Annotated in this window: 23 protein-coding genes; 10 read left to right on the forward strand and 13 right to left on the reverse strand. The window is 61.1% G+C overall.

Annotation, left to right across the window (positions count from 1 at the left end):
- Positions 1-44 precede the first annotated feature (44 nt).
- The 5 genes from RBB16_RS14360 (at position 45) to gph (ending at position 4,765) form a co-directional block, all read left to right on the forward strand.
- The gene (locus tag RBB16_RS14360) at positions 45-1,304 is read left to right on the forward strand and encodes an NAD(P)/FAD-dependent oxidoreductase (protein ID WP_306046821.1); all 1,260 of its coding nucleotides are present in this window, start codon (positions 45-47) and stop codon (positions 1,302-1,304) included.
- A gap of 66 nt (positions 1,305-1,370) precedes the next feature.
- Positions 1,371-1,805 carry a DUF302 domain-containing protein gene (locus RBB16_RS14365; protein ID WP_306046822.1) on the forward strand — a complete coding sequence of 145 codons (435 nt, stop codon included), beginning with the start codon at positions 1,371-1,373 and terminating at the stop codon, positions 1,803-1,805.
- Positions 1,802-3,028, forward strand: coding sequence for a 5-aminolevulinate synthase (gene hemA, locus RBB16_RS14370; RefSeq protein ID WP_306046823.1), 1,227 nt, complete (start codon positions 1,802-1,804; stop codon positions 3,026-3,028). Before RBB16_RS14365 ends, hemA begins: the two co-directional genes overlap by 4 nt.
- Positions 3,029-3,150: 122 nt before the next feature.
- Positions 3,151-4,056 carry an MBL fold metallo-hydrolase gene (locus RBB16_RS14375; RefSeq protein ID WP_306046824.1) on the forward strand — a complete coding sequence of 302 codons (906 nt, stop codon included), beginning with the start codon at positions 3,151-3,153 and terminating at the stop codon, positions 4,054-4,056.
- A 40-nt stretch (positions 4,057-4,096) separates the two neighbouring features.
- Positions 4,097-4,765 carry a phosphoglycolate phosphatase gene (gene gph, locus RBB16_RS14380; RefSeq protein WP_306046825.1) on the forward strand — a complete coding sequence of 223 codons (669 nt, stop codon included), beginning with the start codon at positions 4,097-4,099 and terminating at the stop codon, positions 4,763-4,765.
- A 3-nt stretch (positions 4,766-4,768) separates the two neighbouring features.
- Here the strand turns inward: gph and RBB16_RS14385 are convergent, their stop codons facing one another.
- Positions 4,769-6,028 (reverse strand): aminotransferase class V-fold PLP-dependent enzyme, encoded by a 1,260-nt coding sequence (locus tag RBB16_RS14385; protein ID WP_306046826.1) that lies wholly within the window; start codon positions 6,026-6,028, stop codon positions 4,769-4,771.
- 566 nt (positions 6,029-6,594) lie between these two features.
- Between RBB16_RS14385 and cpaB the strand changes: the two genes are divergently transcribed.
- Genes cpaB through RBB16_RS14410 form a run of 5 tightly spaced genes read left to right on the forward strand, consistent with a single transcriptional unit; the run spans position 6,595 to position 10,918 of the window.
- Entirely contained in the window at positions 6,595-7,386 is a 792-nt protein-coding gene (cpaB, locus tag RBB16_RS14390) for a Flp pilus assembly protein CpaB (RefSeq protein ID WP_306046843.1), read from the forward strand.
- Positions 7,383-8,651, forward strand: a complete 1,269-nt coding sequence (locus tag RBB16_RS14395; RefSeq protein ID WP_306046827.1) for an AAA family ATPase — start codon at positions 7,383-7,385, stop codon at positions 8,649-8,651. Before cpaB ends, RBB16_RS14395 begins: the two co-directional genes overlap by 4 nt.
- A complete protein-coding gene (locus tag RBB16_RS14400; RefSeq protein WP_306046828.1) occupies positions 8,642-9,115 on the forward strand; it encodes a pilus assembly protein in 474 nt (157 codons plus the stop codon). Before RBB16_RS14395 ends, RBB16_RS14400 begins: the two co-directional genes overlap by 10 nt.
- A complete protein-coding gene (locus RBB16_RS14405) occupies positions 9,108-9,548 on the forward strand; it encodes a pilus assembly protein (RefSeq protein ID WP_306046829.1) in 441 nt (146 codons plus the stop codon). The genes RBB16_RS14400 and RBB16_RS14405 overlap by 8 nt, the downstream gene beginning before the upstream one ends.
- Positions 9,545-10,918 carry a pilus assembly protein TadG-related protein gene (locus tag RBB16_RS14410; protein WP_306046830.1) on the forward strand — a complete coding sequence of 458 codons (1,374 nt, stop codon included), beginning with the start codon at positions 9,545-9,547 and terminating at the stop codon, positions 10,916-10,918. Before RBB16_RS14405 ends, RBB16_RS14410 begins: the two co-directional genes overlap by 4 nt.
- Before the next feature lie 7 nt (positions 10,919-10,925).
- On the opposite strand, the gene RBB16_RS14415 is transcribed toward RBB16_RS14410, so the two are convergent.
- The 12 genes from RBB16_RS14415 to RBB16_RS14470 all read right to left on the reverse strand — a co-directional run bounded on the left by RBB16_RS14415 (position 10,926) and on the right by RBB16_RS14470 (position 23,731).
- Complete coding sequence (locus RBB16_RS14415; RefSeq protein WP_306046831.1) at positions 10,926-11,894, reverse strand: type II secretion system F family protein; 969 nt, start codon at positions 11,892-11,894, stop codon at positions 10,926-10,928.
- Entirely contained in the window at positions 11,887-12,867 is a 981-nt protein-coding gene (locus RBB16_RS14420; RefSeq protein ID WP_306046832.1) for a type II secretion system F family protein, read from the reverse strand. The genes RBB16_RS14415 and RBB16_RS14420 overlap by 8 nt, the downstream gene beginning before the upstream one ends.
- Entirely contained in the window at positions 12,857-14,299 is a 1,443-nt protein-coding gene (locus tag RBB16_RS14425) for a CpaF family protein (protein WP_306046833.1), read from the reverse strand. The genes RBB16_RS14420 and RBB16_RS14425 overlap by 11 nt, the downstream gene beginning before the upstream one ends.
- Before the next feature lie 133 nt (positions 14,300-14,432).
- Positions 14,433-14,594 (reverse strand): Flp family type IVb pilin, encoded by a 162-nt coding sequence (locus RBB16_RS14430; protein WP_306046834.1) that lies wholly within the window; start codon positions 14,592-14,594, stop codon positions 14,433-14,435.
- Positions 14,595-15,201: 607 nt separating this feature from the next.
- Positions 15,202-16,263 carry an ABC transporter ATP-binding protein gene (locus RBB16_RS14435; RefSeq protein ID WP_306046835.1) on the reverse strand — a complete coding sequence of 354 codons (1,062 nt, stop codon included), beginning with the start codon at positions 16,261-16,263 and terminating at the stop codon, positions 15,202-15,204.
- A 3-nt stretch (positions 16,264-16,266) separates the two neighbouring features.
- Positions 16,267-17,370: an ABC transporter ATP-binding protein gene (locus tag RBB16_RS14440; protein WP_306046836.1), complete on the reverse strand. Its 1,104-nt coding sequence runs from the start codon at positions 17,368-17,370 to the stop codon at positions 16,267-16,269.
- Between the two features lie 9 nt (positions 17,371-17,379).
- Positions 17,380-18,312 (reverse strand): sugar ABC transporter permease, encoded by a 933-nt coding sequence (locus tag RBB16_RS14445; RefSeq protein WP_306046837.1) that lies wholly within the window; start codon positions 18,310-18,312, stop codon positions 17,380-17,382.
- On the reverse strand, positions 18,309-19,166 hold the full coding sequence (locus tag RBB16_RS14450; RefSeq protein ID WP_131541800.1) for a carbohydrate ABC transporter permease: 858 nt from the start codon (positions 19,164-19,166) through the stop codon (positions 18,309-18,311). The genes RBB16_RS14445 and RBB16_RS14450 overlap by 4 nt, the downstream gene beginning before the upstream one ends.
- Positions 19,167-19,250: 84 nt before the next feature.
- Complete coding sequence (locus RBB16_RS14455) at positions 19,251-20,882, reverse strand: ABC transporter substrate-binding protein (RefSeq protein ID WP_306046838.1); 1,632 nt, start codon at positions 20,880-20,882, stop codon at positions 19,251-19,253.
- A gap of 106 nt (positions 20,883-20,988) precedes the next feature.
- The gene (locus RBB16_RS14460) at positions 20,989-22,719 is read right to left on the reverse strand and encodes a sigma-54-dependent Fis family transcriptional regulator (protein ID WP_306046839.1); all 1,731 of its coding nucleotides are present in this window, start codon (positions 22,717-22,719) and stop codon (positions 20,989-20,991) included.
- A gap of 171 nt (positions 22,720-22,890) precedes the next feature.
- Complete coding sequence (locus tag RBB16_RS14465) at positions 22,891-23,370, reverse strand: peroxiredoxin (RefSeq protein ID WP_306046840.1); 480 nt, start codon at positions 23,368-23,370, stop codon at positions 22,891-22,893.
- Between the two features lie 28 nt (positions 23,371-23,398).
- Positions 23,399-23,731 carry a carboxymuconolactone decarboxylase family protein gene (locus tag RBB16_RS14470; RefSeq protein WP_306046841.1) on the reverse strand — a complete coding sequence of 111 codons (333 nt, stop codon included), beginning with the start codon at positions 23,729-23,731 and terminating at the stop codon, positions 23,399-23,401.
- Positions 23,732-23,801 lie beyond the last annotated feature (70 nt).

Below are 23,801 nucleotides of genomic sequence, written 5' to 3' on the forward strand. Positions count from 1 at the left end.
GGAGGAGCGGGCAGACAAAAGTGGAGTAGGGAGGCTCCGGTACCATGATCAACAGACGTACATTCCTCGGAACCACGGCCGCATTGGCCGGAACACTCGCGGCCCCGGTCGTACTTGGCCAGGCGCGACCGCGTGCGGTCGTGATCGGTGGCGGGGCAGGCGGGGCGACCGCCGCGCGCTACATCGCAAATGACAGCGACGGCATGATCGATGTCACCCTGATCGAGCCAACACGCCACTACTACACCTGCTTCTTCTCGAACCTCTATCTGGGTGGCTTCCGCACCATTGAATCGCTCGGCCACTCCTATGGCACGCTGGCAGCCGATTACGGCATCAATGTCGTCCATGACTGGGCCACCGGCATCGACCGCGATGCGCGGACCGTGGCGCTGGCGGGCGGTGGCTCGGTTCCTTATGACCGGCTGATCGTCAGCCCCGGCATCGACTTCAAGGAGGGTGCGGTGCCCGGCTGGTCCACCGCCGCGCAGAACGCGATGCCCCACGCCTACAAGGCCGGATCGCAGACCGAACTGCTGCGCGCGCAGCTGGAAAACATGCGTGAAGGCGGCACCTTCGCCATGGTCGCGCCGCCCAACCCCTATCGTTGCCCGCCGGGGCCCTATGAGCGGGTCTCGATGGTTGCGCATTACCTCAGCCAAAACAACCCGACGGCGCGGATCCTGATCCTCGACCCGAAGGAAAGCTTCTCGAAACAGGCGCTGTTCGAAGACGGGTGGGCCCGCCACTATCCGGGGATGATCGAACGGATCGGCCCCGATTTCGGTGGCGGCAATGTAGAGGTGCGCCCCGACAGCATGGAAGTGGTCGTCGACGGGCAGGTCGAGGCGGTCGATGTCTGCAACGTCATCCCGGCGATGCAGGCAGGCAGCATCCTTCAGGACGCAGCCCTGACCGAAAGCGATTGGGCCACGGTGATGCCCGCCACCATGCAGTCGGTGATGGATGAAAACATCCATGTTCTGGGCGACTCCGCCCGTCAGGGCGCGATGCCCAAATCGGGCTTTGCCGCCAACAGCCAGGCCAAGGTGGCCGCCATGGCGGTGCGCCACGCGCTGACCGACAGCCGCCTGTTCCCGGCGCGTTTCTCGAACACCTGCTGGTCGCTGATCACCACCGATGACGGCATCAAGGTGGGGGCGACCTACCAGGCGGGCGAAGACCGGATCGAGGCGGTGGATACCTTCGTCAGCCAGCTTGGCGAAAGCGATGAAGTGCGGGCGGAAACCTACCGCGAGTCGCTTGGCTGGTATGACTCCATCACCTCCGACATGTTCGGCTGATGGAACCATTCGGCCTCGCGGCAGGGTGCTGCGGGGCCACTTCATGAACCACGAAAGGATCAGACGATGAAACAGTTTGCACTAGCCGCCGCCCTGGTAGCGGCCACCGCGACCGGCGCATTGGCGCAGCAGGCCGTGACCTATCCTTTCGACGGCAGTTTCGAGGATGCGGCCTTTGGCGTGGAAAGCGCCATCGTGGGCCGGGGTCTGGTGATCGACTACACGAGCCATGTGGGCGAGATGCTGGAACGCACCCGCGAAGACACCGGCAGCGACGTGGTGCTGTTCGACGAGGCGGATATCTACCTGTTCTGCTCGGCCGTCGTGTCGCGCCAGGTGATGGAGGCCGACCCAATGAACATCGCCAATTGCCCCTATGGCATCTTCATTGCCAGCATGGAAGGCGAGGTGATGATCGGCTATCGGGTGATGCCAGAGGAGTCGATGGCCCCGGTGATGGCGCTGCTGGATGAACTGGCGCGCGAGGCAGCCGGTCAATGACATCTGACCGTTACGACAGCATCTTCAGGGCGCAGCTTGACGCCCTGAAGGACGACGGGAATTACCGCATCTTCGCGGAACTGGAACGCCGCTGTGGGGATTTTCCACTTGCGAAGAACCACGGCGCGGGGGCCGATGAGGTCACCGTGTGGTGCGGCAATGACTATCTGGGCATGGGCCAGCACCCCCGCGTGTTGAAAGCCATGCACGAGACCGTTGACGCCTGCGGCGCAGGGGCAGGGGGGACGCGCAATATCTCGGGCACCACCCACGCCCATGTGATGCTGGAGCGCGAACTGGCCGACCTGCATGGCAAGGAGGCGGCGCTTCTGTTCACCTCCGGCTACGTGTCGAACTGGGCTTCCCTGGGGACGCTCGGTTCGCGGCTGCCGGGCTGCACGATCATGTCGGACAGCCTGAACCATGCCTCGATGATCGAAGGCATCCGGCACGCCCGCTGCGCCAAACAGATCTGGCGGCACAATGATGTAGAAGATCTGGACCGTCGGTTGTCGGCGCTCGATCCCGACGCGCCCAAGATCGTGGCCTTCGAAAGCGTCTATTCCATGGATGGCGACATCGCGCCGATCGCGGAGATCCTCGATGTGGCCGAGCGGCATGGCGCGATGACCTATCTCGACGAGGTTCACGCAGTTGGCCTCTACGGCCCTCGCGGGGGCGGCATTGCCGAGCGCGAAGGTCTGATGGACCGGGTGACGCTGATCGAGGGCACGCTTGGCAAGGCCTTCGGCGTGGTGGGCGGCTATGTCACCGGGTCGGCCCCGCTGGTCGATTTCATCCGCAGCTTTGCCAGCGGCTTCATCTTCACCACCGCCCTGCCGCCCGCGATTGCCGCGGCGGCGACGGAATCGATCAAGGTGCTGAAGGGATTTGAGGGCGTTCGGTTGCGGGCGGCGCAGCAACGGCAGGTGGCGCGGCTCAGGGCGCGACTGGATGCCATGGGCATCCCGCACCAGCCCAACCCGAGCCATATCGTGCCGGTCATGGTCAAGGACCCGGTCAAGTGCAAATGGCTGTCCGATATCCTGCTGGACCGCTACGGGATCTACGTGCAGCCGATCAACTATCCGACCGTGGCCAAGGGTGAGGAGCGGCTGCGCTTCACCCCCTCGCCGCTGCATTCGGATGCGGAGGTCGACCGGCTGGCGGATGCGCTGCACGATCTTTGGAGTCAGTGCGCGCTGGCACGGGTCGTGGCGTGATCGGATAGCGGAGCATCGCCGCGCGGCGCGCGTCGATCCGCGGGGGATTCTCCCCCGCACCCCCTGAGGTATTTTTGCCAAGATGAAAGGGTTACGGCCCAGATGGAACAGGAGAACGATCAATGAGCGGGATCACGCGGCGGATGCTGATGGCGGGGGCGGCGGGCCTTGGGGCGGCGATGGCGATGCCGCGTTGGTTGCATGCGTCCATGCAGATCGGGGATTGGCAGCTCGACACGCTGAGCGACGGCAACCTGATGCTGCCGGCGGATTTCATTCTTGGGCCGATGCCGGCCGATGAGGTTGCACCGATCCTTGCGCGTAACGGGATTGCGCCGGGCGAGCCGCTGACGCCGCCCTGCAACGTGACCTTGCTGCGCGGGCAGGGGCGGGTGGTCCTGTTCGATGCAGGGTCCGGATTGGCCTTTCAGCCGTCGGTGGGGGAACTGCCGGACGCGCTTTTCGCGCTTGGGGTCGATCCCGCGGATGTCACGGATGTGGTGTTCACCCATGCCCATCCCGATCATCTCTGGGGCGCGCTGGATGATTTCGACGAGGCGATGTTCTACAATGCCCGCCATTACATGGGTGCAGGCGAACTGGCCTATTGGCGCGATCCCGAGACGATGAACAGCATCGGCGCGGCACGCCAGGCCTTTGCCATCGGTGCAGCGCGGCGGTTGGAGATGCTGGGGGACATGGTCGAAAGCTTCGATGACGGCAACGAGGTCTTGCCCGGTGTCACCGCCGTGCTGACACCCGGACATACGCCGGGGCACATGTCCTTTGCCGTGGGCAATGCAATGATCCTGGGCGATGCGATCGGCAACCATCACGTGGGGTTCGAGGCACCGGGGCTGCTGTCGGGATCGGATCAGGACCAGACCATGGCGGCCGAGACACGGCTGACGCTGCTGGACCGGATCGTGGCCGATGACCTGACGGTTGTGGGCTTCCACCTGCCCGGCGGTGGCATAGGCCGGGCAGAGCGCATGGACGGGGCCTATCGCTTCGTGCAGGACGGCTGACGCCCATTGACCCCGCCCGCGCCGTCTGAGATGCGGGGGCATGACCACGCCTTCCGTTTCGGCCCGCATTGTCTTCGATCTCGACGGCACGCTTATCGACAGCGCGCCCGATATTCACGCCATTGCCAATGAGGTGCTGGCCTTGGAGGGCTGCGCGCCGATCACGCTGGAGGAAACCCGCCGTTTCGTTGGCAACGGCGCGGCGGTCTTCGTGGCGCGGATGCGCGGTGCGCGCGGTCTTCCGGACGCTGCGCAAGGGCGGATGCATGACGCCTTTGTCGCGCGCTATGACCGGGCCGTGGGGCGCACCCATCCCTATCCCGGCGTGGCAGCGGCGCTGTCAGGTCTGCAGGCGGCAGGGCACCGGTTGGGGATCTGCACCAACAAGCCGATCAAGCCCGCGCTTGCGGTTCTGGCACATCTGGACCTGGATGGTTGGTTCGACACTGTCATTGGCGGCGACAGCCTGATCGTCAAGAAACCCGACCCCGCCCCGTTGGAGGCTGCATTCGAGGCGCTTGGGCAAGGGCCGATGATCTATGTGGGCGACAGCGAGGTCGATGCCGAAACCGCCGAGCGGCTCGGCGTGTCCTTCCTGCTGTTTACCGAAGGCTATCGTAAGACGCCGGTGAACAGGCTGCCCCATGCAGCCGCCTTTGATGACTTTGCGCATCTGGGCGGATTGGTAGACAATCTGCTGAAACGCTAACCCTCAGCTCTCGGGCGCCATGTCCTTCAGCGCGGCCAGAAGCTGTGCGACCTCGCCCTCGGTATTGTAGTGGCACAGGGACACGCGGATGCAGTCGGTCAGGCCCAGAGGGGTCAGCACATTACCGCTGTAGTGATCGGCCTTGCGCGTATGGGTGCGGATGCCCTGCTGGTTGAGTGCTTCGACCACATCCTCGGACGCACGGCCCGCGACCACGATCGACACCAGCCCCTCGCGCGCCGGGTTGTCTGCGCCTGCAAGGATCGTGATGTGGTCCATATCCCGCAGTCCGGGCAGGTTGCCGGTGCCGTTGATCATTGCGTTGGTCAGATGGGTTTCGTAGTCGTGAATGGCGCGGCCCGCCGCTTCGATCCGGTCGCGCCGGTCTGTGGCGTCCGACACCTCGCCGCCCAACCAGTCGAAATAGTCGATGACATCCGACATGGTGGCATAGCTGCCCGCATCGCGGGTGCCGAATTCCCATCCCGTGGCGGGGGCGTCGATCAGCATGTCATGGGGCACCTTGCCGAACCGGTCCGAAATCCAGGCGATGCCATAGCCGTGGCGGGAAAACACCTTGTAGGGCGAGATCGCGTAGCCATCGACATCATAGGCCCCCAGGTCGAGCTGACCATGGGCGGCGTGCTGAATGCCATCGACGATGATCAGGCAATCGGGCGATACGGCGCGGATCGCAGCCGAGATCCCCGCCACATCCATCGCCATCCCAGTGACCGGGGAGCCGTGCAGGATCGTGGCAACGGCGACATCGGGCGTCATCCGGGCGGCATAGTCCTCGGGCGTGGTGCGGCCCGTTGTGTTGTCATGGGGCACGTTTACATAGTCCAACCCGGCAATCCCGGCCCAACGGCGCGCGGCGCTGCGGCTGGCGGGATGTTCTATGGACGACCCGATGACCTTGGCCCCTATCGGCGCATTCACGCAAGCCGTGCGGATCAGGCGGAACAGTAGCTCGGTGCCGCTTTCACCGGCAAAGAACTGTCCCCCCGGCGCGTTCATGAACACCGCGAGATCGGCCTTGGCCTTGTCGATGATCGCCTGCAAACCTTGACCGGCGGGGTTGATGCGGCCGGGATTGTCGGGCAGGGCGGCGAACTTGGCCGAAGTCTGAACCACCGTGTTGAGGGTCAGCGCGCCGCCTGCATTCTCGAAAAAGATGCGCGGGCCCTGAAAGGGACAGCTGTCCACATGGGCAAAGCGCGCGCGGATTGCGTCGAGAAGGGCGGGGGTGTCCTGGATCATGTCGTCTGTCCTGTCATGGCGCGAGTGACGGTCGCCTTGGTGCGTCGCGCGACAACGGGCAGGCGCGGCGAGAAACCGTTTCGGCTATGGAAGACCGGTTTGAAGGCGTGCTGTCAAGCGCAAGCCTTGATGACGGCAGAAGGGCTCAACGCGTCAGGCGGGCAGTCTTTGCGTGTGGATTGGAACAGTCTGTTCCTTTATCGGCGTCAATGAAGATATGGCCGTGAACCGGGGTTTATTGTTTCCGATATCGAAATGATGAAAGCTATAATGATGCATTATTGAAGAAGCGGAAGCATTGCGATCATTTCTCAATTGAATGCCAAGTGCATGAAGGACCTTTGTATACGAAAGAGTTGCGAGAAATAATTAAGGTATGGTTCCGTTCCAAATGCAGCCATTGCGACAATCGTGGCGGCAGAGATATTTTCAGAGAACGACATAGCGCATTTTCAGCGCGGACGCCACAATGCCTGCCCAGACTACAAGCTGCATTCAACCATCAGGGTTTTTCTGAAGATAAAGACAGTCGCAAGATCCAAGCGCGAATGCCGAAAGAGAAAGAAATGATACGAGCTTTTCTCCTCATCATCTTTTTGACCAGCGGCAGCGCCGCATTGCGCCATGCATTGGACAATGACGCCGTGGCAGAGGGAATTGCTGCAAACCAGAACCTGCAAATTGCGCGCGCGGAACCCGAAGTGGAACGGGCGAGAGCGAGTGTTGTAGTCGCATCGCGGGCCATTCAAACGGGGTATCAACTGTCCGCGTCCGATCTCGGATGGGCGCGCATGCCCATTGAGTCCGTGTCGCCCGATTTTATCCTCGATGGCGATGCATCCGTGTCGGTTGATGAATTGATCGGCCGGATCGCCGCGCGCGACATCGCCGCGGGCGACCCGATCCTGTTGCAGGATCTGCGCGACATGTCCGAACGCAGCCTGTCTGGCAGGTTGCTGCCGGGGATGCGGGCCTTTTCCGTTCTGATCGACCAGGAGGCCATGGCCGGGGGGCTGATCATGCCCGGAGATCGGGTCGATGTGGTCTACACGTTCTACCCGCCGGACTCCGAGACCGCGGCAAGCATGATCATTGCCGCCAATGTCCGGGTTCTTGCGCTGGACGACATGACCGAGTTCGGCCAGCGGGAAGAGCTTTCGGAGGACGACCCGCCGAATGAAAGAAACGCGACGCTGGAACTGTCGCCCGACCAGATCGGCCGTGTATCGGCCGCAGAAGAGGACGGGCGGTTGCGGCTTGCACTGAGGTCTGCCGATGAAATCGCGGGACCGGCGCCAGTGAACAGCCCGATCATTCGCGTCAACCGGGGGGGCGTCGTCAGCTTCGAAATGCGATGAACAAACAGCTCAATCCATCGGAATTTCCGGAAACGATCAGGTCGGCCACGCCCGGCGAAAACACGCTTCTGCCCGCGCTTCGGATCGGGGCCTTTGCAAGGTCCGAACAGGCGATCCGGGAACTCAACCGCGCCAAGGGTGACATTTCGCTCAACCGGACAAGATGGAAGATCCGCACCGGCGATCTCGACACCGCGATCCATGCCTTCAAGGAAGAGAAATCTCCCGATCTTCTGATCGTCGAAAGCGGCGATGATCCGGCGGTCTTGCTGCGCAAGCTCGAAACGCTCAGCGTCCATTGCGAAGCGGGAACGCGGGTCATTCTTCTTGGCGCGCGGTCCACCTATTCGGCGGATTTCTATCGGAGCGTTGTGAAGATCGGTGTCAGCGATCTGCTGGTGTCACCGCTCAGAGCCAGGCAGGTCATCGAAACGATCAAGGAAATCTACGCGGACTGGTCCGATGTCCGGCTCGGGAAGATAACCGCGTTCATCGGATCTCGCGGGGCGGGGTCGTCCATGATCGCGCAGAACGTCGCGGCCACCATGTCGCGCGCCATGTCCACGGATGTGCTGCTGGTGGATCTCGATCCGCAATTCGGGACCGTCGGCCTGAATTTCAACGCGAAAAGCACCTACTCCCTGACCGATATCCTCAGGCGGGGAAGCAAGCTGGACGATATTCTGATCGAGCGGATTTCCACCGTGATGCATGACCGGCTGCGTTTGCTGACGGTGGATGCGCGCATGGACAATCGTAGCGAACTGCCAATCAATGCCATCCGCGCCATCCTGAATCTTCCGAATGCGCTGCGCCAGCACGTGGTGCTGGATCTTCCGCCGATCTGGTCCCGCAGGATGCGGACCATCATTCAGCGGGTCGATACCGTGGTCATCACCGCCGAACCCACACTGCGCGGCTTTCGCGATGCGGGGCATCTGGTGCACGCGGTCCGCGCGGCAAGGCCCGACAAGGAGGCGCCCACGCTTGTGATCAACAAGCTGCGCGGCGGCAGGGAGAAACATATCAAGACCTCCGAGTTTCAGGACTTCCTGCGCCTGAACACGGTGGTGGACGTGCCCTACAACCACAAGCTGGTTCGAAAGTCCCAGGCTGTTGGGCGGTCTGTCTTCGAATGCGATGAAGGTGCCCAGATTTCCCGCAGCCTTCTCAAGATCGCAAAGGCGGTAAACGGCGAGCTGAACATCGGCGACGATCGCAGCATCTGGGATAAAGTGGCGTCCAGGCTATGGAAATGGTGGTAGCGCGGACAGGCGGATTCTGGAGGTCGGAACGGGGCGCCGGTGCTGTCGAGTTTGCACTGATTGCACCGCTGCTGATCCTGATGCTGCTTTCGGCGGCGGACCTGGCCCTCGCGGTCAATCAGCGCATGGTGATGCAGCATATCCTGCGGGTGGGGGCGCAAACCGCCATGGCCGGAGGCAGCCTGTCAGAAGTCGAACGCGCCCTTGAGACGGCGGAAGACACGCTCGCCACGGGCAGAATGTCGGAGCTTTCAGTCAACGAGCCGGTGATCGACTGGCGTTGCGGGACAAGATCGGTCGACCGGCGGGACTCCTGCGGACGGGGGCGCGAGCCTTCTGCCGTGTTCGTATTCGCGGCGGGTCTTCCTTTCCGAAGCATCGTGCTCGGGGATCGTCTCGGGATGGATATCGAGGTGGCGCTGGAACTTGAGGTGCCTCTGTCATGGAGCGCGGACGATGATTGATGATCCCTGCGTCAGGGCGCGCGGCCCCCGCAAACCGCTGATCGCGGTTCAGGCGTTCAGCCGGTCCGAGAGGGCTGCGGTGTCAGTGGAGTTTGCGCTGGTCGCCCTGCTTGCCATTCCGCTTTTCTTCGGGATTTTCGAGATCGGCAGGGCGTTCTACAACAAGACCACGCTCGACTACCTTGCCGATGAAATCGCGCGGGCGGCGGCGATCCGGCTGGACAGCGCGGCCATCGACACGGCATTCATGGACGCGGCCATGGACGAGGCGCTGAATGCCGTCGCCATCTTCATGGATCGCGCCGCGCTGGACCGGCGGCTGGTCAGCAATAGCGGGGAAACAACACTTGTCCTGAGCTACCCGCACCAATTGCGTGTGCCGATGATCCTGGATGAAACGATCACCCTGACCGCCACGCGGATTCTGCGATGATCCAGTGCGGCGAACCCACCTGTCCCGAAACTCCCCGCCCCAAAGCCGGCAATATGGTGTTCCGGCAATCGCGGTTCGTGCAGGATGAACGCGGGTCGATGACCACGATGTTCGCCCTTGTGATGCCCTTCCTGATCGGTGGCATTGCCTTCGGGGTGGAGGTGTCGACATGGCTGATGCTGGAGCGGCAAACGCAGAACGCCGCCGACATGGCCGCGTTTTCCGCTGCGGTAAACCTGTCGCTGATGGATGATGAAGAGGATGCGGCCGACCGGGCCGAGCAGGTCGCCTTCGGCAGCGGCTTGTCCCGAGATACCGCCGTCGTCGATGTCGAATTCATCAGCCAAACCGGGGTCGCGGTCGAGATTTCGGTTCAGTACCCGCGCTATTTCACCCGGCTCTTTTCCGACAGCGATGTCACGATCCGGGCACGGGCCGTTGCGGATATCGTTGTCGGAGACGCTGCCGCCGCATGCCTGCTGGTGCTCGACAGTCGGGATGACAGCACCTTGGAACTGGACGGCGGGTCGGTGATCGACATGCCCGATTGCGCGATCGAAGTGCATTCCCGCGATGATGACGGGCTGGATATCTCCGGCAGCGCCGAAATCAGCGCCGCCTGCCTTTCGGTCAGGGCCGATGAGGTGGACGACCGGGACGCCGAGCGCGTTTCCGACCTTGGCTGCGGGTCCATCGTGACGGATGCACCGCTGAATGGCGATCTTCCCGAGCGTCTACAGCAGATCGTCGAGCGCGAAGAGGACAGCCTGCGCGACTTTGTCGACGAAGTTCCCAGCTATCGTGGCGACCGGACAATTCGGGGCGGGGTGCTGACGCCGGAAGACGTCGGGCATCCTAGCGGGATTCCCATGATGCGGTTTGACCGTGACGTGACCCTGAGTGATGAGATTACCCTGATGCCGGGGATCTACATCGTCGATGATGCAGATCTGCGCACCCGGAACAACACGGTTCTCAATGGTGAGGCGGGTGTCATGTTCTACCTTGTCGACGGCGGCGCGCTCGATTTTCACAGAGGTACCGATGCCAGCTTGCGGGGATTGACCGGTTTCGAAGGATCCATCTTTCAGGATGTCGTGATGCTGAATGACGGCGATGACGAGGAATACACGTTCGAGGCCGGCGAATGGACGGGGATTATCCTGCTGCCCGAGGCGGAGATCGAAATCGGGGGTGGGCGGTCCATTGACGGCTGCTTCCTGTTCGCGGCGCAGAGGTTCCAGATGCAGGGGAATTCGCGCATTGATGTCCTGTGCGAGGACTCGGCCTTCGATCCCAGCCTTTACGCTGGCACCGGGGGCGGTCCGGGATCGGGCGGATCCAACAGCGTGATTTTCCTGGTGGAATGAGCAGAGCCTATTGAAGATCGAGGATGTCGATCGCCGCGGGCGCCAGGATCACGATGAACAGGACAGGAATCAGAAACAGGATCAGCGGCACCCGCAGCCGTGAGGGCAGGGTGGCTGCCTTCTTTTCGGCGGCTGCAATGCGCAGCCGACGGCTTTCTTCGGACAGGTTGCGCAGGGTGGAACTCAGCGGCATCCCGTAGAACTGCGCCTGAGAGATGGCGCGCGTGGCCTCGCGCACGGCGGGAATGTTGATCCGGCGCCCCATGTTTTCAAGCGCATCGCGGCGGTTCTGAAGAAAGGCCAGCTCGGCCACCGTCAAGGTGAATTCCTGCGCCAGTTCCGGCGCGCTGGTGGAAATGTCCCGCGCGACCTTCGATAGCGCGGCCTCCAGCCCAAGACCGGCATCGACACAAAGATAAATCAGGTCAAGCGCATCGGGCCAGTCGCGCCGGATCTTGTCCTGGTACCGAATCCTGAGGTTCTTCAAGGCCAGATCGGGGGCCCAGATCGCGGCCACCCCGCACAGCAGGCTTGCCAGGATGATGGCCACGGGCGGGCGCTGTGCCATGATCGTTGCATTCAGAAAGCCCCATGCCAGCAGCATGGCCACGAACGGTGTCGTCACCTTGGCGACAACGAAGATCGACGCGGCACGCGGGGATCGGAGCCCCGCATTGTGAAGGTCCTTTTTCAGACTCGCGAACGAACTGGCCGCATACCGGGCCAGCCGTCTGTTCAGGCGGGCTTTCAGGGGCGGAGTCGTCTGGCGGGACTCCGATGCCGCCGCGGGCCCTGTTCCGTTCCGATCAGTCAAGGGCAGCGTCCCCGCAAGGTCCTTCATGCGCGCATGAAGCGTATTCGCAAACAGGGCGGGCCAGAAAATGATCAGAATGGCCGAGACATAGGTCACGAGCACGAGGACGATCAGAACCAGATCAGAGAAGAACAGCTCTTGCAGGGTTGCATAATCAGGCATCGAATTTCACCATTTCCTTCATGATGAAGAACCCAAGGCACATGTAGATGGCAGCCCCCGAGATGATCAGCTTGCCCGACACGGTGGTGTAGAACACGCTCAGGTAGTCGGGGTTCAGGAACAGCAGCGCCGCGATGACGATGAAGGGCAGGGCACCGATGATCAGCGCCGAAGAGCGTGCATCCGCCGTCATGCTGATGATCTTGTCTTTCAGTATCCGGCGTTGGCGCAACGTGTCGCTCAGCGTGTTCAGCGTGTCTGCCAGGGACGATCCGGTCACGCTTTGAAGGTTCACGATGGTCACGAAATACTTGATTTCCTGCAAGGGCATCCGCTCTGCGAACCGGGTCATGACTTCCGGAACCGAGAGGCCGATTTCCCGTTCCACCTCGATGCGGCGAAACTCGGCGGCTATGGCGGGCGAGGCTTCCTCCGCAATCAGGCGAAATGTGTCCGTCAAGGTCAGGCCCGAGCGCAGACTGCGCACCATGGTGTCGATCGCGGCGGGAAATTCGGCGGCAATGAGCGCCCGGCGCCGGGACCGAAGCTGCCCGCGATAGAGCCACGCGCCGCCCAGTGCAAACGCCCCCCCGATCATCGACGCGGCAATCCACGAGCCGCCTACGAACAGCATCGTGAGGGTGACAAGGGGAAAGACGATGATGCCAAGGCCTAGATATCGCCGAAAGTCCGGATCCTTCAGCGCAGACATCCGCAACATCCGATCGCGATATCTGGTTTGCGGTCCGCGCGGGCGACCGGCGGCGTCCGACATCTGTGTGGCTTTGCCGACGGCGGCCCCGGCTGGCTGGACACCGAGTGCGTCAAGCCGCCGCCGATATGTCCGCGCGGGGTTGATCCGTTCATTCAGGATGAAAAGGGCCAGGGCACAGATCGCGATCACCCCGGCGATATAGGCCAGATCGGGCCGCAGCGCCGCGATAATGCCGGTCAGACCCTGTTCAACCGGCATGGGCCAGGTCCTCTTGCACTTGCAGCCCGTCCCGCGCGAGAGCGCGCATCAGGTTTCGGGTTTCGCCATATTGTTCGCTGCGCCTGAGGATTTCCCCGACCGGATACGCAAGTGCCCGATGCTGACCGACGATCTTGTCCCCGACCTGTTCGCCATCGGTCCTGAACACGATCAGATTGCGCAGGCGCTGTTCCTGTGGCCCTTCATCGAGCACTTCGGTCACATGGGTGATGCGCCGGCTGCCGTCGCGATGGCGCTCCACATGAATGATGACGTCAATCGACCGCTGGAACATCTCCTGTATGATTTCGGGCCCAAGCGAGCTGAACCCCATGGTCACAAGCGCGGTCATTCTGGACATGGCATCTTCGGGGGAGTTTGCGTGCAATGTGCTCATCGAGCCGTCATGCCCGGTATTCATGGCCTGAAGCAGGTCGAATGCTTCCGGCCCCCGGACCTCGCCCACGATGATGCGGTCGGGCCGCATGCGCAGGCAGTTCCTGACCAGATCCCGCATTGGGATCTGCCCCTTGCCCTCGACATTCGGCGGACGGGTTTCCAGACGCACCACATGCGGCTGTTGCAAGCGCAGCTCGGCGGTATCCTCGCAGGTGACGATGCGCTCGTGTTCCTCGATATAGCCGGTCAGGGCATTCAGCATCGTGGTCTTGCCCGATCCCGTTCCGCCAATGATCAGGATGTTGCAGCGGCACCGGGCGAGGATGCGCAGCAATTCGGCCCCGCCCGCGGAAATGACGCCGCGATTGACCATCTGATCGACCGTCAGAACATCCTGCCGAAACAGCCGGATGGTCAGGGACGGCCCGTTGATGCTGACGGGTGGAATGATCACGTTCACGCGCGATCCATCCTTCAGGCGGGCGTCACAGATCGGGCTGGCCTCATCGACGCGGCGGCCCACCAGGCTGACCATGCTCTGACAGACATTCAGCAACTGGTTGGTGTCCCGGAACCGGACATCGGTCTTGCGCAGCACGCCGTCGATCTCGACATAGATCGGCTCGGTGCCGTTCACCATGATCTCGGAGATGTTGCCCTGGGTCAGAAACCGTTCCAGCGGCCCGAAGCCGAGCATGTCATCGCTGATTTCGTTCAGCAGCCGCTCTTCCTCTGCGGCGGATACCTTCAGTTTGTCGCTGATGATGATCTCGTCCAGCGCGGCGGCAATCAATGCGCGCCCCTGCATGATCCCCCCGCGCAGCAGCCGTGCGGCATCGAGTTCTTCGATCAGCCGGGAAAACACCAGCCGGCGCAGATCGCGATAGGCGTCTTCCTGTTCGAGGCTTGCATCGTCTTCCGAACTTGAATCGAGGATCTCAAACCCACTGGCTGACGGTGAAGTTTCCTGAAATACCCCACTGGGCATTCCGAAACCGGCAGTTGACGCGTTGGAATTCTTCTTGCCGAACATTATTACGGGCCTTTTTGGAAATGAACAGATACCGTTTTATCCGGATGCCCCAATCGGATTGCGAGGCCACGCCAAAAAATGGGTGGCCTCGCATTTTTTAGTTTCACGAAAGCCCGAAAGGCGGTCCGCAAGATTATTGCAGAGCGGTGCTGATTGCTGTGAAAGCGGTGGTCAGATCCGTTCCCACAGTGCCCAGGATGCCGACGATGGCAACGGCAATCAAAGACCCGATCAGGCCATATTCGATTGCGGTTGCTCCGTCTTCGGACGTCATGAAAGTAGCAAGTTTGTTCATTGTATTACCCCCTAAGTGGTAGTTAATTCCCCCAACGCAATTAAGATTGCATGGCGGTGCGACCCATAGAAGTGTACTTGTGTATAAGATTTGGATCGTTTGAAAATTTTAATATCGTTTGGCGAGTTTTTTAATGCTTTGGTATATGTCTGCGGCCAAATGGGTTTCTGGCCTCGAAACAGTAAAAAACAACTGTTTCCGACACTGAAAGCGACCAGGTAAATTTGCGCCGAATCCGAATCGAATTTGGGCGCAGGGCATTGCGCAGCGGATCGCTGTCCGGTCAATCCGGCTGTACGGGGAGGACAGCCTTCGACAGCTCTTGCAGGAGGATTGCTGTTTGCCCCGACTTTCTGGCGGTGGTCTGCTGTGGCATGGGGAATCCTGCAAATCATTGGGACGGTCGGTCATGACAGGGCAAATCAGCTCAACACAATTTCCTCTGCCACGACCTTTCCGATCGCCGCCGAACATCTTTTCGTCCGTGCCGGGGTAAGCTGAAAGCCATGTCCCGTAGTGTCGAGCCATGCCGTGACCGCGACGGATGCAAGAGCAACCTCTTCTGCTCCCCCCATTTCCTTGTCGTTCAGGTACCCTGCCGCGATTGCTAGATCCTCTGGCCCGTTTGATCGAACAGGTGCAGATGCCGGGAATCCAGGCTGACACGCTGAGCGCTGCCTTCTCTCAGGATCACCTGACCCGGTGTGCGGATCTTCAGGATCTGCTCGCCCAGCATCGCGTTGATGATGGTATAGCTGCCGAGCGGTTCGACTGATGAAACCGTCACCTCGAAGCTTGGGTTTCCGTCGCTCTCGCCAAGCCAGATGTCCTCTGGCCTGACGCCGAGCGTACCTTCTCTGCCCTTTGGGGGCGCGCCACTGATTGCAACGCTTTCAGGCAGGATATCGGCTTTGAAGTGCGCACCGTGTTCATCGAAGTACCCTTGGAAAAGGTTCATCGGCGGTGACCCGATGACCTTGGCGACGGCAAGCGAGTCGGGCCGGCTGTAGACCTCGTCAGGTGTGCCGATTTGAGCGATCTTTCCGTCGATGACGACCGCCACCCGATCCGAGATCGCCATGACCTCCTCCTCGTCATGACTGACATAGACGAATGTCTGGTTGTTTTCGCGTTGCAGCCGCTTCAGCTCCACCCGCATCTCTTCGCGCAGTCGGGCATCGAGCGCGGCAATCGGCTCGTCCAGAAGCATCGCGCGGCTATCCGCAGCAAAGGCCCGGCCAAGGGCGATCCGCTGGCGTTCGCCGCCCGACATCTGAGCGGGGTTCTTGTGCAGGATGTGACTGACATGCAGAACCTCGGACACGAAATCCAGCCGTTCCGCAATCTCGCGCTCCGATGCGCCGCGTTCCCTGAGCGGGAAGATGATGTTTTCACGCCCCGTCATATGCGGAAAAAGCGCGAGGTTCTGGAACACCATGGAAATGCCGCGCTCGGCGACATCCATCCCGGCCCCATCGCGACCCGAGAGCACAACTTGCCCTTCATCCGGTTGCAGCAAGCCCAGGATCAGCTTGAGGATCGAGGTTTTGCCGGTCGATGGCGGCCCGAAAATGCCGAAAAACTCGCCCTGTTCCACGGACATGTTGATCGGTCCGAGCGTGAACTCCGGATAGGACTTCACTGCGTTCGTAAGTTCAATCGCCGTCATGGTTCAGCGGCCTCCCAGCCGTCGGCCCGAGTCAAGGTCAAAGGCCATGCTTGCATCGGAGGGCAGGAAGAACGGAACGTCATCGCCCACCTCCAGTTGTGCGTGATCGTCGAATGCCAGGAACATGGTTTCCTGCACCTGCAAGTAGGCGAGCCGCTTTGGCCCCACCCGTTCCAGAACCTCGACCTTGCCGTGCATCGTGATGTCGGTCGGGCCACGCCGGTCACCGAAATAGATGTCCTGCGGGCGGATCCCGAAAGATCCGCTGTGAACCCTGGCATCGCTGGTGAAATCCGCCCGTACCTTCCCGGCAAGCGGAATCTCGGCCCCGCCATGCAGCATCAGGTGCAGTTCCCCGCGCTCTTCCCGCAACTCGCCGTCAACAAGGTTCATGCGCGGGCTGCCCACGAAATTGGCGACAAACCGGTTCTGCGGATCGTTGTAGATGTCCAGCGGTGCGCCGTATTGCATCAGCTTGCCCTGGTCGATGATGGCGATCTTGTCGGCAAGGCTCATCGCTTCGATCTGGTCATGGGTGACATAGATCATCGTCTGGCCGAACTCGTGCTGCAGAACCTTCAGCTCGGCCCGCATATAGGCCCGGAAGCCCGCGTCGAGATTGGAGAGCGGCTCGTCCAGCAGGAAGATCCTGGGCTCGACGATGGCCGAGCGCCCGATGGCGAGCTTCTGCATCTCGTTCACCGACAGGCTGGACGCGGGCTGATCGAGCCTGTGTGTAATGCTCATCCGGTCGGCCATGGCCCTGACGCGCCGGTCGATCTCGGACCTGTCGACCTTCTTGACTTCCAGCCCGTAGGACAGGTTCTTGTAGACACTCAGATGGGTGAAGATCGCGTAGTTCTGGAACACGAAGCCGATGTTGCGATCCTGGATGCGGATGCGGCTCAGGTCCTGACCGTCGAAACGGATTGCCCCTTCGGTGACGTCCTCCAGCCCCGCGATCATGTTCATCGTCGTCGTCTTGCCGCAGCCCGATGGCCCCAGAAGCGCGACGAACTCGCCTTCCTCGATGTCGATGGAGATATCGTCAACGGCGGTGAAGTCGCCAAAGCGTTTGGTAACGTTCTGGATTTGAATGGATGACATCTTGGCCCCCTATTTCTTGGCCATGTAGGACAGGCCCTTCATCGCAAGGATGCTGAGCGCGATGAGGATCGACAGCCCCATGGTCGCCACATAGGCCCATTCCAGCTCGCCGAAGGTCTGGTTGTAGAGAAAGACCGAGATCGTTTCCGTCTGCACACCCGGACCGCCATTGGTCATGATGAACACCAGGTCGAAGATCTTGAAACACTCGACCGCGCGCAGGACGAGCGCGATGATGATGACGGTCTTCATGCGCGGCAGGATGATCTTGAAAAAGTTCTGCCAGTTCGACCCGCCAAGCAACCGCGCTGCAAGAAGCTGGTCGGACGGCACCCCCAGCATCCCCGCCAGCAGGATCAGGAACATCAGCGGCGTCCATTGCCAGATATCCGCGATGATGACCGAGATCATCGCCCGGTTCACATCGGTCAGGCACGAAAACTCCGGCGGCAGGCCGAGATGGTCATTGATCGGCCCGGTGCCCTGAAAGAGCAGGAAGAACATCAATCCGACCACGGCGGGTACGATCATCATCGGTGTCAGCATGATCGAGTAGAACAGCTTGCGGCCCGGAAACTGGTCGATGAACAGATAGGCCAGTGCCATGCCAAGGAAGAACTGCGCGGGCACCGCCACGATCATGATCAGAACGGTGCGCCACAATGCGCCCCAGAACCGGGGGTCGGTGACCATGTACCAATAGTTCTCGCCCCAGTTGAACACCTCCCAGGCCTGGTACCAGGGGATGCCTTCCAGCGGTGTCCACCAGGTAAACGACAGGTAAAGCTGCATGAGCAGGGGAAAGACCACGATGAAGACAAGCAGCAGAAGGGTCGGCAGGACGAACCAGAAGCCCATCTTCTGACCATCACGGGCGACACGGGTCCAGTAACCCGCGTTCGCGTGGTTGTTGCTGATTTCGGGTGCTGTTTGATCGGTCATTGCTTGAGTGCTCCGAATGTCAGGCCGCGCACCAGGTGTTTCTGGATCATCAGGCCGAAGATGACGGGCGGGATGGCGGCGATCACGCCGAGGGCGGCCTTCATGCCATACATCTGCCCACCCATGGCCGAGGTGAGGGTTGCCATGTAGACAGGCAGCGTCACCCAGTCCCTCTGGGTCAGCAGAAGCGCCAGAAGATAGTCGGACCAGTTCAGGATGAAGACGAAGAGCGCACAGGTCGCGAGCCCCGGCTTCACGATGGGCAGGGTGATGCGATAGAACACCCGCCAATAGGAACAGCCCGCCACGCGTGCGGCGTCCTCGATCTCGACCGGGACCTCCTCGAAGAAGGTTTTCATCAGCCAGAATGCGAAGGGCAGGGTGACGATGCCGTAAATCAGGCTCAGCCCCCACCAGGTATCGACGGCCCCCAGGAACGACCACATCACCATGACCGGGATCATCACCGCGAGCGGCGGGAAGAGACGCAGTTGCAGGACCGAAAGGGGCAGCGACTGTGCAAGGCCGAAACGCACCACCGCATAAGATGACAGGGTTCCGCAGACGACGGCGACAAGGGTTCCCATGATCGATGTCACGAGGCTGGCGATCAGCGGCCCCACGATGGTCCGGTCAAGCGAAACCACCAGCCCTTCGGCCCGGCCGAAGAAGATGAACTCGAAATTCTGAAGCGTCGGGTTTTCGGGGAACCATGTCAGCCCCGCGACGGTTGTCCATTCCGGGTGAGGTTTGAACGCCATCGTGACCATCCACAAAAGCGGATAGAGCACGACCGCGCAGGCGAGCAGAACGAAGAAGTATTTGAGCGCCATCGCGCCCGCTGACGGTTTCACGAGCCTATCCCCCGCTTGTTGCGTGCCGTGTCAGGCGGGCCCGATCTTTGTCGGGCCCGCCGCATGTCTGGAAAAAGCGAAGCGTTACGCCTCGTCGACGATGGTCGGCCAGGTTTCGCGGCTGGCGAGGATGGCCTCCTCGATCCCGTTGCGCCGCTGGCGCCGGATGATCCGCTCCCACTGGCTCTGGGCTGCGTCCATCGCCTCACGCGGGGTTTTCTGCCCGGTGATCGCGGCCTGAAGCTCATCATCCAGAGCATTGTCGAGCGCGGTCTGCCCGGCAAAGTTGATCGACGGGACCGAGCGGGCGATGGTCGCCGGGATCGTTTCCATGGAGTATTGCTGGTAGGTCGATGCGACCAGAGGTTCCCGGAAATTCGCCTGCTGCATCGGGTCGAAATAGCCGCCCGGATTGCCCGCCATCCAGGTATAGGTGCGGGTGGACGACAGCCATTGCAGGAACAGATAGGCGGCTTCGGGGTATTGCGACTGCGACGAGACCCAGGCGGTGATGTGGTAGTAGAGAACAGACCGCCGGTTGATCTGGTCGCCAAAACGGCGCCCGACCGGCAGATGGCTGTCGATCATACCGGTTGCGGCGGAACGCGGCGTGCCGTCGGGGTTATACCCGTCCCCGAATTTCACGATGTTGGTATAGATCGCCGTATGGGGAATGCGCAGGTTCCACATCTGATCATAGGCTTCGGCGAAGGTGTAGGTCAGCGCATCGGGCGGCGTCCAATCGAAGGAGCGCACATGCTCTTCCGCGCATTGGATGCCCAGTTCGGTGTTCAGCTGCGGGTTGGCGTCCTCATCGAAGAAATGGAAGTTCGGGAAGTCCATCGAGGCAAAACGCGCATAGAACGTCGCCAGGCCCCAGAACGGGCTCATCAGGTTGCCGTTGCCGTACATGGTGCCATAACCGAAATCCTTGCCGGTGAAGAACTCGGAAATCCGGTCCACCTCTTCCCAGGTGTTCGGCACAGCCAGTTCGTGCCCGGTTTCCGTCAGGAAGGCGTCCTGAACCTCGGGCAACTCGTAGATGCCGCGCAGGTAGAACCAGGTCTGGAAATCGCCGTCGAGCGACACCGAGTAGTAGTCACCGGCATAGGTATAGAGCAGCTGCTCCATCTCAGGCGTCGGCGTGCCCCGTTCCGGGTCGCCCCAGTCGGGCTGGTATTGCGCCACGAAGTCGGAACAGTTGCGCGCACCGCCGGACGACACGAGATCGCCGGTGGAATTCCACGGGCCGGTGTAGATATCGTAGGACCCGGCCTGGGTCGTGACGTCCTGCATGACCTTGGTGAAGATGTCTTCCGCCGGGAAGCCGACGATGTCGATCTGGATGCCGGTCTCGCGTTCCCAGACCTCCTTGACCGACGGTGCCCCATCCGGAAACGGACGGGTGATCTGGCCGATGGCCCCGTCCGTCAGCAGCATGGTCAGCCGTTCGGGAACCCGGCCCGCCGCGCGCAGCGCCCGGATCCCCTCGATCGCACGCCCTTCGGACATGCTGGCGTTGTACTGGAACCTTTCCGCCCCATCAAAACCCGTGGGACCACCGGTCATGCCCGCGGCGAATTCCTGCGCGCTTGCAGGCGCGGCCATGAAATTTCCCAGCATTCCCATGCTGCCAGCGGCGGCCATGGTTGCCGAAGAGCTTTTCAGGAACTGGCGGCGAGATGGGTGAAGTAGTTTGGGTGTTCTGAATGACATGATCTTCCTCCCTTTTGGACATTCAAAGTCGAAGTCACAAAGAGGAAAGCAACGAACGTGCCATTCTAGGGCAGTGGGCGCAAGATTATTGCGTCACGCCCACCCTCTAGGAAGCGATATGTTCAGGTAAATCAGCCACTTCAACCTTGCCGCTGTCACAGAGCGCGAGGCAAAGCTCGAAGACATTCATCATTTCCCGGATGTTGCCCGGCCAGTGATAGGCGGCCAGCGCGTCCGTGGCTTCTTTCGAGAACCGCAGCGGCCCGTCCGGTGAAACAACGCTGGAAATCTGCTTGATGATCCAGTGTTTGTCTTCACGATCTCGCAGGGCTGGTATCGGCAAAACGACGCCATTCAGACGATAATACAGATCCTGACGGAACTGCCCGGCATCCACGAGGGCCTTGAGATTCCTGTGGGACGCCGACACGACGCGAATATCGACCGGCACAGGCTTGGTTGCCCCGACAGCCATGACCTCTTTCTCGGCCAGAACCCGGAGCAGCCGCGCCTGAAGCGCCAGCGGCATATCGCCAATCTCATCGAGGAACAAAGTGCCCCCGTTGGCTTGCTCGATCAGCCCTTTCTTGCCCTTGGCATTCGCGCCGGTAAACGAATTGGGCGCATAGCCGAAGAGTTCGCTTTCGATCAACGCCTCGGGCAGTGCGGCGCAGTTGATCGCTATGAACGGCCCCTTCTTCTTGCGCGCCTCGTGCAGGGCCTTGGCGACGAATTCCTTGCCGACCCCGGTTTCCCCTTCGAGGATGATGCTGATCTGCTTGTCAACGATCCGCGCGGCCTTTCCGGCCAACGCCTGCATGCGGCTGTCTCCGCCATGAATCCGCGCGAGTGCTTCTGGCAGTTGTGGCCGCGCCGCCGCCGGCTCGGGCCTGACCGGCGCGCGCACATCGGCAAACATGATCTGGCCATCGGCCATCTCGACGGCCTGTTCGCCGGGTGTTTCCGCCCCCATAAGACGCGGGATGTCATTGAAATCGAAATCGAACACGTCTTCGAACGGCTTGCCGACAAAGCCCTGCACATTCTTCCAGCTCTGACCAATGGTTTTGGCAAAAAGGCGGTGCGCCCCGTGGGTCAATCCCGAAATCGTTCCGTCTGCAGCGATCGAAACCGCACAGTTCGGATCGACGCCCAGGAACTCCGACGTCCGGTTCAGCCGCAATATCCAGTCGGACTTGCGGGAATTCATCAGGTTGGCCAGCTCGATCCGGCGCACACAGGATTTGACCACTTCCAGCGTCAGCGCCTGTGAGTATTTTTCGCTTGGCGACATCAACAGCGACACGTCAAGCACCCCGATGGGAGAGCCATCGGAATGGTAGATCGGGGCCGCCGTGCAACTGAGCGGTGTGTGCGCCATATCGAAGTGATCGGTCTGATGAATCGTCAAGGCTTCACCCGAAGCCAGACAGGCGCCGACCCCGCATGTTCCGGCGTTTTCTTCCGACCATTCGGACCCGATATATAACCCGGCCCGTTTGAGTTCGCGGTCGACCTTTTCGTCACCGATGAAATCGACGGTCACCCCCTTGGCATCGGTCAACAGCAGCACGTAGCCCATGGAGTTTACCCGTCGATACAGGTCTTCCATCCCGAACCGGGCAATCGACAACAGGTCCTCGGCTTCTTGCTGATGCTGGCGCAGGGCTTTCTCAGGCAGAATTCGTGCTTCGCCCTTGTGTTCGGGATCAAGCTTGTGGTCGTTCAGGCAGCGCAGCCAGGATTCGACGACCACGGCATCGCGCGTGGTTTGCTTGCCTTCCGACGCGTCAACGATTTCCCGAACGTGATGTTCAAATGCACGAGATTGATCCATGTCTCCGCCCCTCCCAAAGCGTCGAACAACCTGGAGGTCATCGGCTCCCCCTCAGGTTGTGCATTTTTTAACCGTTTTCTCTTAAAAGAGCCAATCCTTTCGAGACCTGAGAACGTGGAGAAGCCGCGAACGCCTGCTCGCGACTTCCGGCACCTTTCTGCATTCAAGGCATCACAGTCCGGCCAGCACCGCCTCTGCGCCGGAAACAGACACAGCGGTGGCGTCGGGTTCAATCGCGCAGCTTTCCACCACGCCATCCCTGATGACAGCTGCATAGCGTTGCGTTCGCATCCCAAGACCCAGCTCGGTCAGATCCAGAATCTGGTCGGCATCTTTCGTGAAGCCCAGACTGCCATCGGCAACAAATGTCAGCACGCCATCAGGGTCGATCTGGTCCGCCCAGGCCTTTGCAACGAAAAAGTCGTTCGGCACCAGAATGATGACCTCATCAACGCCCTTCGCTTTCAGGCGCGCAAGGTTCTGGACATACCCCGGCACGTGATCATCCGAGCAGGGCGGGGTAAACGCCCCGACCAGTGCAACCAGAACAAGTGTCTTGCCGGCCGACCGTTCGGAAAGGTCGATCTGGACGATTTCACCGCCGATGAATTGCTGCACCGGCGTTGAGGGTATCGTTGATCCTGCTTCCATCGGAAACTCCCTGAAGTGTTGGATATCGTCAAAGGTTATCAAAGGCATCAAGCGCTTTTGCGGCGTAAACCGTGCCGGGGCCGCCCGACATCTCGATGGTCACGGCCAGCACCTCGACAAGGGTCTCGCGACTGGCGCCATGGGTTTTCGCTTCGTTGACGTGGTAGAGGATGCAATCCTCACAGCCCCGTGCCGCTGCAATGGCCACAGCGATGCATTCTTTCATGGCTGACGAGATGCTTCCCTCTCGAACAGCGGTATCGCCCAGACCCTTGAAGGCCAGCATGGTTTTCTGATCGGCTTTGAACAGGCCCATCAATCGTTTGTTGGTCTCGGCCAGTTTTTCCTTGTGTGTGCTCATCTTGTCTTTCCATGGGAATAGGCCCGCCCGGCGGGAGGGGACCGGGCGGGCGGGGATGGGGTCAGAGCTG

Origin of the sequence: Nioella sp. MMSF_3534 (assembly GCF_030732985.1) — a bacterium.
GTDB lineage: Bacteria > Pseudomonadota > Alphaproteobacteria > Rhodobacterales > Rhodobacteraceae > Nioella.

Bases quoted from the DNA above. Each gene is read 5' to 3' on its own strand.
- RBB16_RS14400 (WP_306046828.1), top strand. From the start codon at position 8,642: ATGGTGGTAGCGCGGACAGGCGGATTCTGGAGGTCGGAACGGGGCGCC.
- RBB16_RS14405 (WP_306046829.1), top strand. From the start codon at position 9,108: ATGATTGATGATCCCTGCGTCAGGGCGCGCGGCCCCCGCAAACCGCTG.
- RBB16_RS14465 (WP_306046840.1), bottom strand. From the start codon at position 23,370: ATGGAAGCAGGATCAACGATACCCTCAACGCCGGTGCAGCAATTCATC.
- RBB16_RS14470 (WP_306046841.1), bottom strand. From the start codon at position 23,731: ATGAGCACACACAAGGAAAAACTGGCCGAGACCAACAAACGATTGATG.
- RBB16_RS14435 (WP_306046835.1), bottom strand. From the start codon at position 16,263: ATGACGGCGATTGAACTTACGAACGCAGTGAAGTCCTATCCGGAGTTC.
- RBB16_RS14395 (WP_306046827.1), top strand. From the start codon at position 7,383: ATGAACAAACAGCTCAATCCATCGGAATTTCCGGAAACGATCAGGTCG.
- RBB16_RS14360 (WP_306046821.1), top strand. From the start codon at position 45: ATGATCAACAGACGTACATTCCTCGGAACCACGGCCGCATTGGCCGGA.
- RBB16_RS14440 (WP_306046836.1), bottom strand. From the start codon at position 17,370: ATGTCATCCATTCAAATCCAGAACGTTACCAAACGCTTTGGCGACTTC.
- RBB16_RS14425 (WP_306046833.1), bottom strand. From the start codon at position 14,299: ATGTTCGGCAAGAAGAATTCCAACGCGTCAACTGCCGGTTTCGGAATG.
- hemA (WP_306046823.1), top strand. From the start codon at position 1,802: ATGACATCTGACCGTTACGACAGCATCTTCAGGGCGCAGCTTGACGCC.
- RBB16_RS14445 (WP_306046837.1), bottom strand. From the start codon at position 18,312: ATGACCGATCAAACAGCACCCGAAATCAGCAACAACCACGCGAACGCG.
- cpaB (WP_306046843.1), top strand. From the start codon at position 6,595: ATGATACGAGCTTTTCTCCTCATCATCTTTTTGACCAGCGGCAGCGCC.
- RBB16_RS14415 (WP_306046831.1), bottom strand. From the start codon at position 11,894: ATGCCTGATTATGCAACCCTGCAAGAGCTGTTCTTCTCTGATCTGGTT.
- RBB16_RS14455 (WP_306046838.1), bottom strand. From the start codon at position 20,882: ATGTCATTCAGAACACCCAAACTACTTCACCCATCTCGCCGCCAGTTC.
- RBB16_RS14410 (WP_306046830.1), top strand. From the start codon at position 9,545: ATGATCCAGTGCGGCGAACCCACCTGTCCCGAAACTCCCCGCCCCAAA.
- RBB16_RS14460 (WP_306046839.1), bottom strand. From the start codon at position 22,719: ATGGATCAATCTCGTGCATTTGAACATCACGTTCGGGAAATCGTTGAC.
- RBB16_RS14375 (WP_306046824.1), top strand. From the start codon at position 3,151: ATGAGCGGGATCACGCGGCGGATGCTGATGGCGGGGGCGGCGGGCCTT.
- RBB16_RS14430 (WP_306046834.1), bottom strand. From the start codon at position 14,594: ATGAACAAACTTGCTACTTTCATGACGTCCGAAGACGGAGCAACCGCA.
- RBB16_RS14385 (WP_306046826.1), bottom strand. From the start codon at position 6,028: ATGATCCAGGACACCCCCGCCCTTCTCGACGCAATCCGCGCGCGCTTT.
- RBB16_RS14365 (WP_306046822.1), top strand. From the start codon at position 1,371: ATGAAACAGTTTGCACTAGCCGCCGCCCTGGTAGCGGCCACCGCGACC.
- RBB16_RS14420 (WP_306046832.1), bottom strand. From the start codon at position 12,867: ATGCCGGTTGAACAGGGTCTGACCGGCATTATCGCGGCGCTGCGGCCC.
- gph (WP_306046825.1), top strand. From the start codon at position 4,097: ATGACCACGCCTTCCGTTTCGGCCCGCATTGTCTTCGATCTCGACGGC.